The sequence below is a fragment of the Mesorhizobium sp. WSM3868 genome, from assembly GCF_002294785.1.
Lineage (GTDB): Bacteria > Pseudomonadota > Alphaproteobacteria > Rhizobiales > Rhizobiaceae > Mesorhizobium.
In genome coordinates, this window is record NZ_NSGB01000002.1 from 429179 (window position 1) to 448859 (window position 19681).

Genomic DNA, 19681 nt, shown 5'->3' on the forward strand with positions numbered 1-19681 from the left:
CGATTGAGAGGCAGCGCGGGGCAAAACTTTGTCGTGTAGGTTCACCCCGCATGGAATGCAATTTCAGCTCTGCGGCGCTCGATTCGGGCGCCGCAGGAAAGCCTCAGACGTAGCGGTTGACGATGTTTTCGAGCAGCTCCTGCCGGCCGGAGCGCGGCTGCGGCTCGATCTTTTCCGTCACCACGCGTTCGGCGATCTCCTCCAGTGTACGCTTGCCGGAAAGCATCGCCTTGCCTTCGGCCGTGTTCCAGCCGGCATAGCGTTCGTTGAGCGGACCCGACAGCGCCTTGTCTCCGAACATCCTGGCCGCCGCCTTGAGGCCGCGCGCGCAGGCGTCCATGCCGCCGATATGGCCGATCAGCAGATCCTCCGGGTCGAGCGACTGGCGGCGCAGCTTGGCGTCGAAATTGGTGCCGCCGGTCTTGAAGCCGCCACCCTGCAGGATCTGGTAATAGGCCAAAGCCATCTCCGGCACATTGTTGGGGAACTGGTCGGTGTCCCAGCCGGACTGATAGTCGTTGCGGTTCATGTCGATCGAACCGAAGATGCCGAGCGCGTTGGCCAAGGCCAGCTCATGCTCGAAGGAGTGGCCGGCAAGGATCGCATGGCCCTGCTCGATGTTGACCTTCACCTCCTTCTCCAGCCCGAAGCGCTTCAGGAAGCCGTAGACGGTGGCGACATCGTAGTCGTACTGGTGCTTGGTCGGCTCCTGCGGTTTCGGCTCGATCAGGATCGTGCCCTCGAAACCTATTTTGTATTTGTAATCCACGACGAGGTTGAGGAAGCGGCCGGCCTGCTCCTGCTCTCGCGCGAGGTCGGTATTGAGCAGCGTCTCATAGCCTTCGCGCCCGCCCCACAGCACATAGTTCTCGCCCTTCAGCCTCTTGGTCACGTCGATGCATTTCTTCACCGTCGCCGCCGCATAGGCGAACACGTCCGGATCGGGATTGGTGGCGGCACCCGCCATGAAGCGGCGATGCGAAAAAAGGTTCGCCGTGCCCCAGAGCAGCTTGACGCCGGTCTGGTTCATCTTGGCCGAAAAATAATCGGCGATCTCGTCGAGGCGCGCCGCGCTTTCGGAGAAATCCTTGCCTTCCGGGCGAACGTCGGCGTCGTGGAAGCAGAAATAGGGGACGCCGAGCAGCGAGAACAGCTCGAAGGCGACGTCGGCCTTCAGTTTCGCCAGTTCCATCGTGTCGATGCCGCCGGGCCCGGCGAACCAGGGGCGGTCGAAGGTTTGGCCGCCGAACGGGTCGCCGCCCTGCCAGGCGAAGGAATGCCAATAGGCGACGGCGAAGCGCAGATGGTCCTCCAGCCGCTTGCCACCCACCACTTCGTCCGGGTTGTAATATCGGTAGGCCAGTGGATTGGTCGAATCCGGCCCTTCATACTTGATGGTCTTGATGTTGCCGAAAAATCCGCTGCTCATGGTTTCCTTCCTCTCCAACTGCTTTCGCCGATTACCTCAGGCGTAATTGGTTTGGCGCTTCCGTGGGTCCAAAAGGGTCATGTCGAAACGATCCAATGAAGGATGAAGACCATGACCGACCTCAACACGATCGCCCGCAACTACATCACCGCCTGGAACGAGAGCGATGCGGCGCGCCGCAAGGCCCTGCTCGAGGCCGCCTTCACCAGCGACGTCAGCTATCGCGACCCGATCATGCAAGGCGACGGCCACGACGGCATCGCCGCGCTGATCGACGGCGTGCAGCAGCAATTCGCCGGCTTCCGCTTCTCGCTGAAGGGTGAGCCGGACGGTTTTGCCGACCGCATCCGTTTTTCGTGGAATCTGGGCCCCGAAGGCGCAGAATCCGTCATCGAAGGCACCGATATTTGCGTCATCGAGAACGGCCGCCTGAAGAGCGTCACCGGCTTCCTCGACAAGGTGCCGGCGCAGTGAGGCTAACTGGGTAAGGGAGGCGCGAGGCACCCCCCTGTGGCCTGCCGGCCATCTCCCCCGCAAGCGGGAAGATCGGCTTTCATCTAGGATTTCGCCAATCTCCAACGCTGCAAAAGGGAGCGAGGCGCCCAAGCTGCCAATCTCCCCCCTTGAGGGGGAGATGCCCGGCAGGGCAGAGGGGGGTGCCTCGCGCATACTCACGCGGTTACCGCCCTGATCGCCGGATAGAGCGCACGATAGCGTTGATAAGCATCTGCATACGCCCCACCAAGCCCGGCATCCGGTTCGATCGTCGCATCGGTCGCCGGCGCGGTGCAAACGGCAAGCGGATCGGCGCCGGTCGCGGCGATCAGCCCGAGACGCGCCGCGCCAAAGGCGGCGCCGAAATCGCCGTCGGCCGGGATGTCGACCGGCAGCTGCAACGCGGTGGCGATCGCCTTCAGCCAGTAGCGCGAGCGAGAGCCGCCGCCGATCGCCGTCACCCTGGTCAGGGTCGTGCCGGCCGTTTTCAGCGCCTCGAGGCTGTCGCGGAAGGCAAACGCCACGCCTTCGAGCACGGCCTGGGTCAGCACGGCGCGGCTCGATTGATGCGCGAGGCCGGTGAAGGAACCACGAATGGCCGCATCATTATGCGGCGTGCGCTCGCCGGAGAGATAGGGCAGGAAAGCCACGCCTGTCGGCGCCTTGAGCTTGTCGCCGAGCTCGCCGGTCAGGTCGCCGGCGCCTTTGCCGGTGATCTCCGACAGCCAGTTGAGCGAATCGGTGGCCGACAGGATGACCCCCATCTGGTGCCAGGTGTTGGGCAGCGCATGGCAGAAGGTGTGCACCGCGCTTTCCGGATTGGGCAGATAGGAGGCGTTGGCCGCAAACAGGACCCCCGACGTGCCGAGCGACACGAAGGCGTGGCCGGCGCCCACGGTGCCCATGCCGCAGGCCGACGCCGCATTGTCACCGGCACCGCCGGCGACGGGAATGCCTGAAGCAATGCCCCATTTCGAGGCAAGCTCGCCGCGCAAGCCGCCGGCCTTTGCCGTGCCTTCGACCAGCGACGGCATATGCTTCTCGTCGAGCGTTGTCGCGGCAAGCAGTTCGGAGGACCACCGCCGCTTGCCGACGTCGAGCCAGGACGTGCCAGCCGAATCCGACATCTCCGAAATATGCTCGCCGGTCAGCCAGAGCCGCAGATAGTCCTTGGGCAGGAGCACCTTGGCGACAGCGGCAAAAACACTGGGCTCGTTGTCCTTCACCCACACCAGCTTCGGCGCCGTGAAGCCCGGGAAGACGATGTTGCCGGTGAGCTTGCGGAAACGCGGGTCGGCGTCGAGCGCCGCTGCCTCGACATGGCTGCGGGTGTCGTTCCAAAGGATGCAGGGACGCAGCACCTTGTCCGAGGCGTCGAGCAGGGTCGCGCCATGCATCTGGCCGGAGAGGCCGATACCCTTGACCGCTGCAAGCTCCTTGGGATGGGAAGTCTTGAGCTCGGCAATCGCTGTCTGGCAGGCTTCGATCCAGTGCGCCGGATTCTGTTCGGACCAGCCGGCATGCGGCCGCGAGACGTCCAGCGAGCCGTGGCCGGACCCGACGACCGTCTGGCGATCATCGATCAGGAGCGCCTTGATGCCCGAGGTGCCCAAATCGAGGCCGAGATACATGATTTCCTCCCGATGCCGTTAATTTTTTCGGGGCTCGAAAAAATCTGGCTTGGCCAGTTCTTAAGCCAAGATCCGCCTCCGGTCAATTCTCTGACAAATCGGCCGCGCGGCGCGAGAACAGCGCCGACAGCGGGCTGTCCGGCCGCGCCAGCTGACGCTCGGCGGTCAGCGCCCGCGCCAGCGCGCTGTCACCGGCACGCAGCGCCGCCTCGATCAGCATCAGGTCGATCACGTCGCGTTGTGCATGGCTGCCGCCGAAGCGGTGCGCGATCCAGCGGATTGGCCGGATCAGGCACACGACTTCTCCGTAGTTGCCCTCGCCGAATGCTTTGATCGCCAAGGTCAGAGGGTGGCCAACGTCGCGCGTGAATGCGGCGTTGTCGTCATCGCCGCGCATTGCTTCGCGCTGCGCTTCGAGCAGGGTCTGCGCCGGCGCGTGCAGCCCGGCGCCGACAAAAGCCATCATCGCATGCGCATCGTTGAAGGCGTAATTGCCGGCGGCCGCCTTTGGCGCCCAGTTCGCCGCAAGCGCCGCCCAGCGGTCGCCGACATCGACGCCACGGAGATAAAGCCGCCACAGGATCGCCGAGGCGTCGACCATGTTGAGCGCCAGCGTCGAGCGGTCGCCGTAGATCGGCCCGTCATAGAGCTGGAGCACCTCGTTTGTCTCGCCGAGATCGTAGTGGAACAGCGCCAGATGCCACCAATTATGGATCTTGAGGAAGCTGTCCTTCGTCCACGCCTCCGGATTGGCGCGCATCCAGGCGATGCCCTCCCTTTGCCGGCTTTGCATTTCCATGACATGCGCGACCGCGTGCTGCGCCCAGCCGTCGCGCGGCTCGATCTCGATGGCCTGCCGGCCGAAGGCTTCGGCGTGCGCATAGTCGCCCATTTCCTCCAGCCCGAAGGCCTGCATGCCGAGAACGGCATGGTAGCCCGGCATGTCCTTCTCCCAAGCCGGCAACGCCCGACCGATGCGGTCGCGCAGCATGCGCGCATTGCCGATGAAGAAGTCGATCTGGTGGCCAACCTGCAGAGCCACCGCATCGAGCGGGTTGTCGATGGCGACGTCCTCGAGGATGCGGGCGGCGTCATGCCAGCGGCCGCTGGCAAGATGGCCGAGCGCCGCGACATGCGCGCGCTCGCGCGCGGTGCCGGCGAGCGGCAGCGCCGCCGCATGGCAGGTTTGCGCAATCGCCATCGCCTCCCGCTCGGTGGCGAGGCCGAACAGATAGCCCTTGAACACATGCGCCATCACGAAGCTGGGCTCATCGGCGATCGCGCTATCGATGGAGCCGACCGGGTCGCCGATGAAGCACTGCAACTCACGGACGGCTCTGGCGTAGGACGAAAGCCCGGCTTCGGTCGCGCCCGAGTGCGTCAGGCCGAATGCGTCCTTCAGCGCCATAGCCGCGTCCTTTGATGCCTATTCGTCCGGTCGGACCGATGCAATCCTAGAACATCGACCGTCGGCCCGCCAACCGGCGAGGGCTTCGACTGTGTCGAACCGGACTTCTCCTCAATTCCCCGAACGCATCGCCACCGTGGCGATGCCGGCGCCGACAAGCAATGTCCCGCCGGTGCGGTTGAAGATACGGATCGCCCTTGGGTTGCGCACGATGGCGCGCGCTCGCGAAGCAATCAGCGCATAGCCGAAGGCATTGCTGAATGCGAGCGCCAGGAAGCTCGCTTCGAAGATCAGCATCTGCGTCCAGAAATCGGCATGCCGGTCGAGAAACTGCGGCAGGAAGGCGACGAAGAACGTGATGCTCTTCGGGTTGAGCGCCGTGACCAGCCAGGCATGCGCCATCATCCTTGCCGCCGACACGGCGTCGGTGCGCGGTTCGGCCTTCAGCGCGCCGCCGGCGCGGAACAGTTTTATGCCGAGATAGATGAGGTAGCCGGCGCCGATCACCTTGAGCACGGTGAACACAGTGGCCGAAGCCGCAAGCAGCGCGCCGATGCCGAGCATCGAAAGCGTCATGGCGGTGAAATCGCCGAGCGCGACGCCGACTGCCATCGGCAGCGCCGTACGCCAGCCCTGGCCGAGCGCATAGGAGACGACCAAGAGGATCGTCGGGCCCGGGATGACGAGGAGGATGGCGGAGGCGGCGGCAAAGGCAGCCCAGTTTTCGAAGGACATTTCCCTACTCCTTGAGCGCAAAGAACAGGATAAATCCTGGGGTATGCGAGATTGTAAAGAGGCGTTGGAGAAAATCTTCGGCGCCGGCCTGCCCTGGCGCCTGGCCCGGACATCGCCCTGTCAGGGTTAAGTGCGGGCAAAGTTCTTTCACCCTTTTTCAACCATGACTGACGAAAATTGCAGCCATTCGGCCGGACCGTGCTTCCCGCCGACAGCGTAGGGTTTGGTGTATGCGCGAGTTGCCGCAAAGTCTGACGCCGCCTTCGAGCGGCGAAACTGTCGAAACCGAAGTTCCGCTTTCCCGCCGCGCCATGCTTTCAGGCATGGGCGCCATGGCGCTGCTCGGCATGGCCGGCTGCAGCACCACCGACACGCTCGACCTGCCGCAATTGCAGATCGACGACACCACCACCGGATCGGTGCCGATCCGACCGGCGATCAGCGTCGACAAGAACATCACTGGTCCCGACGTGATGTATGCTGCCTTGACCGACAACGGCTTCCAGGTCCCGGCGGTGCCCTACCAGAAGGTCAAGCCGGAGTTCCGCCGCCAGATCGTCGTCGACAAGACCGGCGAAGCGCCCGGCACCATCGTCGTGCATTTGCAGGAGCGCATGCTTTATCTCGTCCAGCCCGGCGGCGACGCCATCCGCTACGGCGTCGGCATCGGTAAGGACGGCTTCCGCTGGTCGGGCCGCGCCAACATCCAGTACGGCAAGGAATGGCCGGTCTGGACGCCGCCGCCGGAGATGGTCAAGCGCAAGCCGGAACTGGTGAAATGGCAGGGCGGCCAGCCCGGCGGCCTGACCAATCCGCTGGGCGCCCGCGCGCTTTACATCTACCAGAACGGCAAGGACACCGGTTACCGCATCCACGGCTCGCCCGAATGGTGGACCATCGGCCAGGCGATGTCGTCGGGCTGCGTGCGGCTGATCAACCAAGACATCATCGACCTCTACAACAGGGTATCGAAGAAAAACCCAGTCGTCGTCGTCTGATTTTTTCGGCGGTCAGCACGGCCGCTATTTTTTCGGGATCATGCTCCTCCTTTCTCCCGTTGCGTGATGCCGCAAGACAGGCGAAGGTGCTCTGAAAAGCTTCGCCTCGGGAGAGAACGATCATGGCCGGAACCTTTGTCATCGCGCAGGGCGGCGGCCCGACCGCCGTCATCAATCAGACGGTCGTCGGCGCCACGCTGGAGATCCGCAAGCGGCATCCCGGCGCCAAGGTGCTCGGCTCGATCCATGGCGTGCGCGGCATCCGCGACGGCAACTATGTCGACCTCTCAGCCATCCCCGAAGATCGGCTGCGGCTGATCGCAGGCACCCCGAGCGCCGCCCTTGGCTCGACCCGCGACAAGCCAGACGCGGCCTATTGCGAGGTCATCCTCAACGGCCTCAAGAAGGCCGGCGCCGATGCCTTCATCTATATCGGCGGCAACGACACTTCGGGCACCCAGCAGATCCTGACCGACGCCGCCGGCGGCGCGATCGCCTTCGTGCATGCGCCGAAAACCATCGACAACGATCTCGAGGAGAACGACCATACGCCGGGCTTCATCTCGGCGGCCGAATTCGTCGCCGGCGCTTTCCTGTCGGTCGATTTGGATTTCCGCGCGTTGCCCGGCATTTATGTCGGCATCGTCATGGGCCGGCACGCCGGCTTCCTGACTGCCGCGGCCGCCGCCTGGCAGCTCGATCCGGATAGCGGTCCGCATCTGGTCTATGTACCGGAGCGCGCCTTCTCCGCCGAACGTTTCATCGATGATGTCCGCAGGACGCTCGACCGCCACAAGCGCTGCATCGTCGCCGTCTCGGAAGGCGTCAGCACCGCCGACGGCAAGGCGTTGGTCGAGAGCCTGGTGCCGCCGGAAAAGCTCGAGCGCGACCAGCACGGCAACGTCAAATTGTCGGGCAGCGATCTGCCGGCGGCGCTCGAACGCGCTTTGGCGGAAGGCCTCCCAGGCAAGCGGGCGCGCGTCGATGCCCTGGGCTATATGCCGCGCGGCTATGTCGGGGCGATCAGCCCCGTGGACGCCAAGGAAGCCTTCGAAGCCGGCACGTTCGCGGTCGCCGTTGCCGGGGAGGGTGGCGGCTCAGTGGCGCTGCAATATGACGGCACCAAGACCGTGCTGAAGAAGGTGCCGCTCGAGGCTGTGGCCGGCAAGACCCGCCACATGCCGGACAATTTCATGAAGCCGGACGTCAACCAATTGTCCGAGGCCGGCATGGCCTATCTGAAGCGGCTGGTGCCGGAAAAATACAAGGTCGGAAAGCCGTTCGTCTGATGGGCGACCTTGTGGTGGGCGACTGGTTCGGCAAATCCATTGTCGATGCCAGAACGACGATGCTGACCGAGCCATTCGTGCACGATTTCGTGCGCGCCAACATGTGGCATTTCAAGGGCCGGGACGCCGACCTGCTGGTCGACACCGGCATGGGCATCTGCCCGCTGGCGCCCGAGATCGACAGCCCGGCCGGCAAGCCGCTGATCGTCGTCGCCACCCACATTCATCTCGACCATGTCGGCTCGCTGCACGAATTCCCGCTCAGGATGGGGCCGAAGGTCAGTGCGGCGGAGTTCGATGGCATGGATGATGCCGTCACCTACGCCAACATGTTCCACAATCTCGATGACGCGGTGTCCAAATTGCCGGCGCCCGGCTGGAAGGCGGCTGACTATCGCATCCCTTCCGCACCGTTGACGCGAATGCTCGACGAGGGCGACATCGTCGACCTCGGCGATCGGAAATTCCGCGTGCTGCATCTGCCCGGACATTCGCCGGATTCGATCGCGCTGTTCGATGAGGCCGACGGCCTGTTCTTCGCCGGCGACGCCATCTATGACGGCATGCTGATCGACGACCTGCCGGATTCGGACCGCGCCGCCTATTGCCGCACCATGCAGCGGCTGCTCGACCTGCCGATACGCCTCGGCCATGGCGGCCATGGCCCGAGTTTCGGCCGCGCGAGGATGGGAGAGATCGCGTCTTCCTACCTACGCCGCCGAGAGCGCTTCGTGAGCGCTCTCTGAATTAAATCTTTGTAAGGTCGCGCCAAAACCCTAATTCGGACCATTCCACGCCCTAAATGCGTGGCTGTCGATCCGGCCGGCTGCCAAGCATGGCGAGACGGGCAATCCCGGCCGTCGACACGCCGACGGGCGCGTCCTTGGAGAGAGCCGTCCGCGGCGCCGGATCAACTCTCGCCCGGACAGAAACGACCATGTCACCATTTAGCATTCTTCGCAGACATCGCGTCGCGGCCCTGCTGGGCGCTGCGCTGATCATCTCCCCCGTCGTTGTTTCCTTTGCGCAAAATCCCGGCAATGCCGGCCTGAGCAACGTGGTCGCGACGACACAGACGCCGGTCGCCGGCATTACCGCCCCGAACGGCTCGTTCGCGCCGGTTGTCGCCACCACCAAGCCGGCAGTCGTGACCGTGACGACCGTGATGAAAGCCCAGCCCGGCGCGACGGACGACGGCTCGCCTTTCGACGGCAATTCGCCCTTCGACCAGTATTTCCAGCAGTTCTTCGGCGACCAGGGCATCCCGATGCCCAAGACGCCGCCGCAGCAGGCGCCGCGGCAGGAGGCTTTGGGCTCCGGCTTCATCGTCGGGTCCGATGGCACCATCGTCACCAACAACCACGTCATCGACGGCGCGACCTCGATCAAGGTGACGCTCGACGACGGCACCGAGCTTCCCGCCAAGCTCGTCGGCCACGACGCAAAGAACGATCTGGCGGTGCTCAAGGTCAAGGCGAGCAAGCCGCTGCCGACCGTCAAATGGGGCGATTCCGACAAGCTGATGACCGGCGACCAGGTGCTGGCGATCGGCAATCCGTTCGGCATCGGCACCACGGTCACCGCCGGCATCGTCTCGGCGCGCGGCCGCGACCTGCACAGCGGGCCGTTCGACGATTTCATCCAGATCGACGCGCCGATCAACCACGGCAATTCCGGCGGCCCGCTTGTCGACGTGAAGGGCAATGTGGTCGGCATCAACACGGCGATCTATTCGCCCAATGGCGGCAGCGTCGGCGTCGGCTTCGCCATTCCTTCGGACCAGGCACAAAAAGTGGTCGACAAGCTTATGAAGGGCGGTGACATCGAATACGGCTATCTTGGCGTGCAGATCCAGCCGGTCACGCAGGACGTCGCTAGCGCCATCGGCCTCGACCATCCGGGCGGCGCGCTGGTCGCGGCGGTCACCGACGGTTCGCCGGCGGCCAAGGCCGGCATCGAGACCGGCGACGTCATCACCGGCTTCGCCGGCCAGGAGATCAAGGACCCCAAGGATCTGTCGCGCGCCGTCGCCGACGTCTCCCCCGGCAGCAAGGAAACGCTGAGTGTCTGGCGCAACGGCAAGGCGATGCAGATCTCGGCCGATGTCGGCCGCAATGCCGAAGACCAGAAGACCGCCTCGAATGACGAGGGCGGCAAGCCATCTGCCGAACAGGGCCTGCGCGTGCCCTCGCTCGGCCTTGGCCTTACGGACCTCACGCCGGACATCCGGGAGCAGCTCAACCTGGCCGACAATCAGCGCGGCGCCGTGGTCGAGCGCGTCAACCCGGACAAGGCGGCCTCCGCGGCCGGCATTGAACCCGGCGATGTCATCGTCGCCGTCGACCGCACGCCGGTGAAAAACGCAAGGCAAGCGAACCAGGCGATCGCCGAGGCCGGCAAGTCCGGCAGGAAGTCGGTGCTGCTGCTGGTCGATCGCGGCGACGCGCAGATATTCGTCGCCGTGCCTTTCGCCGCCGGCTGAGAAAGGTTTCCAAGGAGCCTGCCGGCCTCTTCGGCAGGCTCCGCCGACAAGATTTCGGTTGCCCGCAAACGAGGTCGACTTCCGCGACGAGTTGATTGAACTGGACGATCGTCGCGACGGCTTCGATCTGGTGCTGACGCTGACGCGCGAGCAGGCTCGGCGCCCGGCCGGCGCGATCCTTCCAGATCGGAGAGAAGGACGCTCAGACGAGGCTGCGCCCAGAGTTGCCGACGCCTTGGACCCGTGGGCGGCAACGCTCCCGAATCAAGCCGGTAGGTCCAAAATGGTTAAGCGGTATCGGAAAGTGACTATTAGGAGATTCTAAAATCGAACCGAACAGTTCGTTTCTGTTGACGGTGCGTGCAGGACGGGGTGAACATCGGCGCGCGTATACACTTGGTGAGCCAAATGGATAAGTGCGATAACTAACTGATTCAACAGTGTAAAAACCGATCGTGGCGGGCGATTGGTACAATTTCAAGATGGGGATTCATGGTCCAGCCGAAACAACTTCGTGATTGGAATCCGGCAGCCGGCTCACCCACATCGGGCCTTGTCCGAACGACGCGATTTTCACTCCCAAGACACGCCGCTAGACGGACGAAAAAACATACTGGAGTACCAAAAATGAAAAAGATCGTTCTCACTGCCGCCGCCCTTCTGGCCATTTCCGGCAGCGCTTTCGCTGGTAGCGACAACTACGGTTCCAACGCCGCCAATCAGCCGGCCGCCGCGGTCGACACTTCTCGCACGGCCTCGACCCACAGGTCGGAAGCGGCCGCTCAGAAGCCCGTCACCCAGGGCGCGGACCACAACCTCTTCGGCAACAACTAAACTGCCGAACCTGGCCATGATCCATGAGGGGCCACGGCCGACAGGAGACAGACGGTGGGTTCACCCGCCGCGTCCCCAGGCATGTCGCCCAAAAGTGTACCCCAGTTTTGGAAACGACATCAGGTTAAGAATTCAGGAGTATTGAAATGAAGAAGATCGTTCTTGCCGCAACGGCCGTTCTGGCCCTCTCCGGCGCAGCTTTCGCAGGCAGCGACAATTACGGCTCGGCTGGCGCCAGCCAGCAGGCCCCTGCCGTCGACACGACCCGCACTTCGTCGGTGGGCACCGACTCGCCGGTCTACAAGCTGCTGAACTCGTCGAATGACGTGCACAAGTCGGCCCCGCAGGGCAGCGACCGCAATCTGTTCGGCCGCTAACAGCCGCAAGCAGTTGACGAAAAAGGAGCGGCGAGGCCAAACCTCGCCGCTCTTTCTTTATCCGGACCGCCTCGTGCCTCATGGCCGAAACGGCAGCACCGAGCGTCAGGCCGCCTTCGCCTCGTCGCGATGCAGCGTGAAGGAATGCCCCTCCGCGTCGAAGATGTGCAGATCCCCGGCGCCGGCATTGAGCCGCAGCGTCTCGCCGCGCTTGACCTCGACATTTCCCGGCAGTTTGGCCACCAGCGGCAGATCGGCGCGGCCGATGTCGACATAGACGAGCTGAACCTCGCCGAGCTGCTCGATATAATCGACCTTGCCTTCGAACAGGTAATCCGTCCCCGTCGCGATCGCGAGATCCTCGGGCCGCACGCCGAAGCTCACCGCCGCGCCGTTCGCCGAAGCGGGCGTTGTGATCGGCACCGTCGCCTTGCGGTCGCCGACATGGCTGACCACGGTCGGATTGCCGGCCTTCTCGATCTTCGCCGGCAATATGTTCATGGCCGGCGATCCGATGAACTGCGCGACGAAGAGATTGCCCGGCCGCTTGTAGAGCTCCATCGGCGTGCCGACCTGCTCGACGACGCCTTCCTTCAGCACCACGATGCGGTCCGCCAGCGTCATCGCCTCGACCTGGTCGTGCGTGACGTAGATCATCGTCGTGTTCGGCATCGATTCCTTCAGCTTGGCGATCTCGATGCGGGTGGCGACGCGCAGTGCCGCATCGAGATTGGACAGCGGCTCGTCGAACAGGAACACCTTCGGATTGCGCACGATGGCACGGCCTATGGCGACGCGCTGGCGCTGGCCGCCCGACATCGCCTTGGGCAGGCGGTCGAGATACTTGGTGAGCTGCAGGATCTCGGCCGCCTGGCGCACGCGCTTGTCGATCTCGGCCTTGCTTTCCTTGCCGATCTTCATCGAGAAGGCCATGTTGTCGTACACGGTCATATGCGGATAGAGCGCATAGGACTGGAACACCATGGCGATGCCCCGCTTCGAAGGCGGCACGTCGTTCACAACTTCGCCGTCGATCTGGAGCACGCCGGAGGTGATTTCCTCGAGACCGGCAATCGACCTCAGCAAGGTCGACTTGCCGCAGCCCGACGGCCCGACGAACACGATGAACTCGCCCGATTTGATGTCGAGGTCGATGCCGTGGAGAATGTTGAGGTTGCCGTATGATTTCTTCACCTGGTTCAGCGTGACATCGGCCATGGTTTCCTCTCCCAGTGATTGTCTGTTCTCAACTCAGTCGATCCGCCCGAACCAGGCGCCATAGCCGCCAAGGCGGATGGGCCCGCTGCCACCTTGTCCCGAAAAGCCATGTCCCGGCAAGGGCTGCAGCGCGCCCTTGCCGAGATCGACTTCGGCCGGCTTGCTGCCGAGGTTGAAGACGCAGGCGATGCGCTCGTTGCCCTCGCGGCGCGTGAAGGCGACGGTGTCGCCATCGCTTTCGATGAAGTCGATTTCGCCCTTGCCCAGCGCCGGATGCTGGCGCCGGAAGGCGAGGAAGCGCCGGTAATGCTCGAGCAGCGAGCTCGGATCGCCCTGCTGCACATTCACGGCTTGCGCCAGATGCTTGCCGGGCACCGGCAGCCAGGGCTTGGCGGTCGAGAAGCCGCCATTCTTGGCCGCCGCATCCCACACCATCGGCGTGCGGCAGCCGTCGCGGCCCTTGAATTCCGGCCAGAAACGGATGCCGTAGGGGTCTTGCAGGTCCTCGAAATTGAGTTCCGCCTCGCCGAGGCCGAGCTCCTCGCCCTGATAGATGCAGACCGAGCCGCGCAGCGACATCAACAGCGCCGAGATTACCTTGAGATAAGCGCTCGGGTCCACTTCGTTGGCGGCCCAGCGCGAGGCCACGCGCATCACGTCATGATTGGAGAAGGCCCAGCACGACCAGCCGTCGCTGGCGACCCGACCGAAAGACTCCAGTACCGCCCGCACCTTGGCGGCGCTGATCTTTTCCGGTGCCAGGAAGTCGAAGGAATAGCACATGTGAACGCGCTTGCCGTCGGCGGTGTAGGCGGCCACCACTTCCAGCCCGCGCTGCGAATCCCCGACCTCGCCGACGGCGGCTTGCGCCGGATATTCGTCGAGCAGCGCGCGGAAGCGCTCAAGGAAACCGAGATTCTCCGGCCGGCTCTTGTCGTAGATATGGTCCTGGTAATTGTAGGGGTTCACGGCCGGCGCCGTCTGGTCGTTGCGCTCTTCCGGCGGCAGCGGCGGGTTGTCCTCCAGCCCCAGGCTGTGGAAGTAGAAATTGATGGTGTCGAGGCGAAAGCCGTCGACGCCGCGCTCCAGCCAGAAGCGGGTGATGTTGAGCAGCGCGTCCTGGACCTCGGCGTTGTGGAAGTTGAGATCGGGCTGCTCGGCCAGGAAATTATGCATGTAATATTGCTGGCGGCTTGTATCCCATTGCCAGGCCGAGCCGCCGAAGATCGACAGCCAGTTGTTGGGCGGCGTGCCGTCGGGCTTGGCGTCCGCCCACACATACCAGTCGGCTTTCGGATTGGTCCGGCTGGAGCGGCTTTCCTTGAACCAGGGGTGGATGTCGGCGGTGTGCGACAGCACCTCGTCGATCATCACCTTGAGGCCCAGACGATGGGCTTCCGCCACCAGCGCGTCGAAGTCGGCCAGCGTGCCGAACATCGGATCGACGTCGCAATAGTCCGACACGTCGTAGCCGAAATCCTTCATCGGCGATTTGAAGAAGGGCGAGATCCAGATGGCGTCGACGCCGAGCGAGGCGATGTAGGGCAGCCGCCGGACAATGCCTTGCAGGTCGCCGATGCCGTCGCCGTTCGAGTCCTGATAAGAGCGCGGATAGATCTGGTAGATCACCGCGCCCCGCCACCAGTCGCGGTCGACGGCGGGGTCCGGTCTCGAACTCGTCTTCAAAGCCGATTGCATTGTCTCAACCTCCTTTCACCGAGCCGGCAAGCAGCCCGCGGACGAAATAGCGCTGCAGGGAGAAGAACACGACCAGCGGCACGATGATGGTGATGAAGGCCGATGTCGTGAGGATTTCCCAATTGCCGCCTCTCGAGCCGAGCAGCGCGTTGAGTTGCGCCGTCAGCACGATCTGGTCGGGCGCCGTGCCGAGGAAAACCATCGCCACCAACAGATCGTTCCACACCCACAGGAATTGAAAGATGGCGAAGGAGGCAAGCACCGGGAAGGACAGCGGCAGCACGATCTTGACGAAGATCTCGAAATCGCTGGCGCCGTCGATCCGTGCCGATTCCATGATCTCGCGCGGCAGGCCGGCGATATAGCTTCTGAGCAGGTAGATGGCGAAGGGCAGGCCGAAGCCGGTATGCGCCAGCCAGATGCCGAGATAGGTTTTCGACGGCACGCCGAAGAAGGTCCCGACGCCGTTGTAGAGCTTGAGCAGCGGGATCAGCGACATCTGCAGCGGCACCACGAGCAGGCCGATGATCACCGCAATCAGCAGCGCCCGTCCGGGAAAGCGCATCCAGGCCAACGCATAGGCGGCGAAGGCGGCGATCAGGATCGGGATCACGGTCGCCGGAATGGTCACGGTCAGCGAGTTCATGAAGGAGCGGCCGATACCTTGCGACAGAAGCACGTTCTCGTAGTTTTCCGTGGTGAATTTCGGCGGCGCCGAGGAGGCATAATAGACACGCTGGCCGCGATCGCCTTCGAAGGCCTTCGGCGAGGACAGCACGAACGTGCCGTCGGCGTTGACCTGCAGCGACACCCCGTCGCCGAGATCGGCAGCCGTGCCGGCCTTGTATTGTGTCGGCGCCGCCGCCTTGGTGCCGAAGGCGCTGATCGCGCGCCTGGCGCCGTCGCCGAAGATGTTGCCTTCGATGACGTATTTGCCGTCCTTCTGGGTTTGTGCGGACGCAGCCGGCAGACGCCCAGCCTCGGTCTGGCTGGAGCTTGAGAAGGAGTTCCACCAGCCCGACGCGATGATCTGGTCCTTGTCGCGCAGCGACGACACGAGGATGCCGAGTGTCGGGATGGTCCAGATGACGACGAAGACCAGCACGGCGAGATGAACGCCGAATCGGCCGACGAAGGACTTTCCGCGGGTCGCAGCCATCTCAGTGTCCTCCCGTCTCTTTGTTGGCCTGGCGAATGTTCCAGACCATGATCGGGATGACCGCGATCATGATGATGATGGCGATCGTGGCGCCGCGGCCGAAATCGCCGCCGCCGCGGAACATCCAGTCGAACATCAGATTGGCGAGCACCTGGCTGTTCCATTGGCCGTTGGTCATGGTCAGCACGATGTCGAACACTTTCAGCACCAGGATGGTGATGGTGGTCCAGACAACTGCGATCGTCCCCCAGATCTGCGGCACCATGATCTTCCAGAAGATCTGGAACGGGTTGGCGCCGTCGATGACGGCCGCCTCCAGCGTCTCTTCCGGAATGCCGCGCAAGGCCGACGACAGGATCACCATGGCGAACCCTGTCTGGATCCAGATCAGGATCACCATCAGGAAGAAATTGTTCCAGAACGGCAGCGATATCCAGACCTGCGGCTGGCCGCCGAAATACTGGATGATGGCGTTGAGCAGGCCGATCTGCACCTGGCCCTCGCCGCGATACTCGTAAATGAATTTCCAGATCACGCTGGCGCCGACGAAAGAAATCGCCAGCGGCAGGAAGATAAGGCTCTTGGCGATCGTCCCCCACCAGATCTTGTCGGTGAGCACGGCGATGATCAGGCCGAGGAAGGTGCAGGCCGCCGGCACCACCGCCAGCCATAAGATGTTGTTGAAGATCGAGTTGCGGAAATCCTGGTCGCTGAACGCCCATTGGTAGTTGGCGAGGCCGACGAAGTGCTCGCCGCCGCGGTCGAGAAAAGAGAGCCGCAGCGTCTCGATCACCGGATAGATCAGATAGATGGTCAGGATGATCATCGCCGGCCCGACGAACAGCCATGGCCGCACCAGCCCTTGCCGGCGCAGATTGTCGACGGCGGCGCTGCCGGAGACGCCGCGCGACGGAAAGATCAGATCGAGCAGCTTGTTGGCGCCCCAGAAATACGCGACACAGCCGCCGACGCCGATGATGATGACGAATATGGCCGAGAAAATCTGAGCCGCCATGGGTCCCTCTCCCTGGGCATGACCGGCCGGCCAAGGCTCGGCCGCATGCACCGACTTTCAGTTATTCGGAACAGTCGAGACGCGAAGGCTTCCGGCGTGGGCTGCCGGTCGGACCCGGGCCGTAGCCCGGATCCGGTAGGAGGATGAGGAAGTCTCGGGTCGCGCGCGGCGGCCTACTTGATGGCATCCCAGCTCTTCTGGATATCGGCGGCGACGTCCTGGGCGGACTTGCCGCCGACCAGGTCGATCATGCCGGTCCAGAAGGAGCCTGCGCCGACCTTGCCGGGCATCAGGTCCGAGCCGTCGAAACGCACCGTGGTGGCCCCGACCAGGATCTCGCCCTGCTTCTTCAGCGCATCGCTGCCATAGGCGTCCTTGTTGGCTCCCTTGAAGGGCGTGACGAAGCTCTTCTGCGCCATCCACAATTCATGCGCGAGCGGCATCTCGAGGAACTTGATGAACTCACGCGAAGCCTTGGAATCCTTTGTGATCATCACCAGCGTTCCGGCCACTTCCAGCGGCGTGCCCAGTTCCGGCTTCGAGGCGTAGGGCGGGTAGGGGAAGAAGTCCGCATCCTGGCCGAGCTTCACATTCTCCGGGAAGAAGGAAGGAATGAACGATGCCTGATGGTGCATGTAGCACTTCGGCGGCACCGTAAAGAGGCCCTTTGGGCTGTCGCGGAAGTCGGTTGCCGCGACTGCCTTGGCACCGCCGTCGACCATCTTGTCGTCGGTTGCGATCTTGCCGAAGATATCGAGGGCGTTGACCACGGCCGGATCGGTGAAGGGAATCTCGTTCTTCACCCATTTGTCGTAGACTTCCGGCGGCTGGGTGCGCAGCATGATGTCCTCGACCCAGTCGGTCGCCGGCCAACCGGTGGCGCCGCCCGAACCCAGCCCGATGCACCAGGGCTTGCCGCCGTCGGCAATGATCTTCTTTTCGAGATCGGCCAGTTCCTCCTGGGTCTTCGGAACTTTGTAGCCGGCCTCCTCGAAATTATCTGGCGAGTACCAGACCAGACCTTTCACGTCGATCTTGTAGGGAAAGGCATAGAAGCCCGGCTTGCCGTCCTTGCCCGTATAGGTGCCGAGCTTGGCCCAGGAGTCGCCGGCGGCATAATTTTCCTTGATCCAGGCGGCGACGTCGTCGCCCAGCGGGGTCAGCACACCCTTGGAAGCGAGATCCTGGATCAGTCCCGGCTGTGGCAGGATGGCGATGTTGGGCGGGCTGCCGGCCTGTGTGTCGATAACGATCTGCTGCTCATAATTCTCCGACGAGGAGTATTTGACCTCTGCTCCCGTCGCCTCGGAGAAATAGTCGAGCACCGAACGCACGAGCGTCTCGTCCTCGCCGCGCCACGGACCGAAGATGGTCAGCGTTTCGCCCTTGAGGTCGACCTTCTTGAGATCGTCGTAATTCGCCCAATGAAACTTCGAATCCTCGCCCGGCTTGAATTTCAGTTCGGCATGTGCCGGCAGGCCAAGGGTGAGCGCAGCGAACGCAGCACCCAAGAGAAGCATTTTCTTCATGGCAGTCCTCCCAGTGTTGAGACAGTTCGGACGAAACCTCCATCTCGTCCGCCGACGCCCACGGAACTGTGACTCAGCGAGAAGGCAACCGCAACCTTTCGAAGAGTCTTCCAAAGCGCTTTGGCTAATCTGATCTCGCCATTGAATCAGGCGGAAGTCAAGGGGTCGGCCGTGCTAATCGATTTAAATGGGGGCATGCGAGGGAGGAAAAAGTGCAATGCAGTAAGCTTTTTTGGCGTTGCAGCAGCAATTTCGGCTTCAAACTGTCTGTGGCCGCCCCTAAGGTCATGACGTTCCGACGACGGTGCCGGCGATCATCGGATCGATTCAAATTGAAAGCGCTTTGAGGCTGGAGGCCTCGATGAACCTGAAGCAACTCTCGCACATGCTGTCGCTTTCGCAAACCACGGTAAGCCGGGCGCTGAACGGCTACCCGGAGGTCAGCGAGGAGACGCGGCGTCGCGTGATGGATGCCGCTAAGCGCCACGGCTACCGGCCGAACCCCAGCGCGCGGCGGCTGGCCACCGGCAAATCGGGAATGATCGGCTATGTGCTGCCGACCGGCAACGCCGTCGACATCGATCCGCATTTCGTCGAGTTTCTTTCGGGTCTCGGCGATTATGCCCGCTCGCACGAGCTCGATCTGGTGCTCTCGCCGGCCGATGCCGACGACCAGGAGACGACCTATCGGCGTATCGTCGCCAACCGGCAGGTCGACGCCGTCTACATTTCCTCGCCACGCCCCGCCGACCGGCGGCTGGCGCTGGTCAACACGCTGGGCATCCCCTTCATCGTCCATGGCCGCAGCGAGGGTTTTGAGTTCGACTATCCCTATCTCGATATCGACAACGAGGGCGCCTTCCACGAAGCGGCTAGGCTTCTCGTCCAGCTCGGCCACAAGCGGCTGGCGCTGATCAACGGCGATGACCGCGAGACCTTCGCCATCCATCGCGAGCGCGGCGTGCGCCGGGCGCTTGCCGCCAGCGGACTGACACTGGGCGAGCGCCACATCTGTTCCACGACCATGACCGAGGAAAATGGCTATCGCGCCGCCCGCCGCCTGCTCGAAGAAAGCGGAGCCCCGACGGCGATCGTCTGCTCCAGTCTCATCATGGCGCTCGGTGTCGTCCGCGCCGTGCGCGATCTCGGCCTGACCATTCCGGGCGATCTGTCGCTGGTCGCCCATGACGACGTCTTCCCCTGGCTGCGGCCGGAGAATTTCCCGGTGTCGCTGTCGACCACGCGCTCCTCGATCCGCCTTGCCGGCGCGCGTGTTGCCGAGCGGTTGGCGGCGCGCATATCAGGGCTGGAAGAGGGCGCGCGCGGCGAGGTCTGGCCGGTCGATCTGGTGGTGCGGGGGTCGGTGGCCGGCGCTCCGGTGTAG

General features: G+C 63.5%; 17 protein-coding genes. 8 read left to right on the plus strand and 9 right to left on the minus strand.

Features of this window, described 5'->3' with window-relative positions; all coding sequences use genetic code 11:
- Positions 1-103 precede the first annotated feature (103 nt).
- Positions 104-1429: a xylose isomerase gene (gene xylA / locus CK221_RS05335; protein ID WP_095776960.1), complete on the minus strand. Its 1326-nt coding sequence runs from the start codon at positions 1427-1429 to the stop codon at positions 104-106.
- Positions 1430-1540: 111 nt separating this feature from the next.
- On the opposite strand from xylA, the gene CK221_RS05340 reads away from it, so the two are divergent.
- Positions 1541-1903, plus strand: coding sequence for a nuclear transport factor 2 family protein (locus CK221_RS05340; RefSeq protein ID WP_066996191.1), 363 nt, complete (start codon positions 1541-1543; stop codon positions 1901-1903).
- Positions 1904-2100: 197 nt separating this feature from the next.
- Here the strand turns inward: CK221_RS05340 and xylB are convergent, their stop codons facing one another.
- From xylB to CK221_RS05360, 3 genes are all read right to left on the minus strand, one after another.
- Entirely contained in the window at positions 2101-3555 is a 1455-nt protein-coding gene (gene xylB / locus CK221_RS05350) for a xylulokinase (RefSeq protein ID WP_095776961.1), read from the minus strand.
- An 82-nt stretch (positions 3556-3637) separates the two neighbouring features.
- On the minus strand, positions 3638-4963 hold the full coding sequence (locus CK221_RS05355) for a tetratricopeptide repeat protein (RefSeq protein ID WP_095776962.1): 1326 nt from the start codon (positions 4961-4963) through the stop codon (positions 3638-3640).
- A 111-nt stretch (positions 4964-5074) separates the two neighbouring features.
- Positions 5075-5698: a LysE family translocator gene (locus CK221_RS05360; protein ID WP_095776963.1), complete on the minus strand. Its 624-nt coding sequence runs from the start codon at positions 5696-5698 to the stop codon at positions 5075-5077.
- Between the two features lie 230 nt (positions 5699-5928).
- Between CK221_RS05360 and CK221_RS05365 the strand changes: the two genes are divergently transcribed.
- The 6 genes from CK221_RS05365 (at position 5929) to CK221_RS05395 (ending at position 11678) form a co-directional block, all read left to right on the plus strand.
- Positions 5929-6696, plus strand: coding sequence for a L,D-transpeptidase (locus CK221_RS05365; RefSeq protein WP_095776964.1), 768 nt, complete (start codon positions 5929-5931; stop codon positions 6694-6696).
- Positions 6697-6818: 122 nt separating this feature from the next.
- Complete coding sequence (locus CK221_RS05370) at positions 6819-7985, plus strand: diphosphate--fructose-6-phosphate 1-phosphotransferase (protein WP_095776965.1); 1167 nt, start codon at positions 6819-6821, stop codon at positions 7983-7985.
- Positions 7985-8731, plus strand: a complete 747-nt coding sequence (locus CK221_RS05375; RefSeq protein ID WP_066996038.1) for an MBL fold metallo-hydrolase — start codon at positions 7985-7987, stop codon at positions 8729-8731. The genes CK221_RS05370 and CK221_RS05375 overlap by 1 nt, the downstream gene beginning before the upstream one ends.
- A 191-nt stretch (positions 8732-8922) precedes the next feature.
- On the plus strand, positions 8923-10467 hold the full coding sequence (locus CK221_RS05380; protein WP_066996035.1) for a DegQ family serine endoprotease: 1545 nt from the start codon (positions 8923-8925) through the stop codon (positions 10465-10467).
- Positions 10468-11094: 627 nt separating this feature from the next.
- Entirely contained in the window at positions 11095-11301 is a 207-nt protein-coding gene (locus CK221_RS05390; RefSeq protein ID WP_066996029.1) for a DUF680 domain-containing protein, read from the plus strand.
- Positions 11302-11447: 146 nt separating this feature from the next.
- Positions 11448-11678, plus strand: a complete 231-nt coding sequence (locus CK221_RS05395) for a DUF680 domain-containing protein (protein WP_066996024.1) — start codon at positions 11448-11450, stop codon at positions 11676-11678.
- A 105-nt stretch (positions 11679-11783) separates the two neighbouring features.
- On the opposite strand, the gene ugpC is transcribed toward CK221_RS05395, so the two are convergent.
- From ugpC to CK221_RS05420, 5 genes are all read right to left on the minus strand, one after another.
- Positions 11784-12896: a sn-glycerol-3-phosphate ABC transporter ATP-binding protein UgpC gene (gene ugpC, locus CK221_RS05400; protein WP_066996021.1), complete on the minus strand. Its 1113-nt coding sequence runs from the start codon at positions 12894-12896 to the stop codon at positions 11784-11786.
- A gap of 33 nt (positions 12897-12929) precedes the next feature.
- Positions 12930-14594: an alpha-glucosidase gene (locus CK221_RS05405; RefSeq protein WP_066996017.1), complete on the minus strand. Its 1665-nt coding sequence runs from the start codon at positions 14592-14594 to the stop codon at positions 12930-12932.
- A 4-nt stretch (positions 14595-14598) separates the two neighbouring features.
- Complete coding sequence (locus CK221_RS05410) at positions 14599-15753, minus strand: carbohydrate ABC transporter permease (protein WP_095776966.1); 1155 nt, start codon at positions 15751-15753, stop codon at positions 14599-14601.
- Between the two features lies 1 nt (position 15754).
- A complete protein-coding gene (locus tag CK221_RS05415) occupies positions 15755-16768 on the minus strand; it encodes a sugar ABC transporter permease (RefSeq protein ID WP_066996012.1) in 1014 nt (337 codons plus the stop codon).
- Positions 16769-16941: 173 nt separating this feature from the next.
- A complete protein-coding gene (locus tag CK221_RS05420; RefSeq protein ID WP_066996009.1) occupies positions 16942-18297 on the minus strand; it encodes an ABC transporter substrate-binding protein in 1356 nt (451 codons plus the stop codon).
- A 361-nt stretch (positions 18298-18658) separates the two neighbouring features.
- Between CK221_RS05420 and CK221_RS05425 the strand changes: the two genes are divergently transcribed.
- Entirely contained in the window at positions 18659-19681 is a 1023-nt protein-coding gene (locus tag CK221_RS05425; protein ID WP_095777097.1) for a substrate-binding domain-containing protein, read from the plus strand.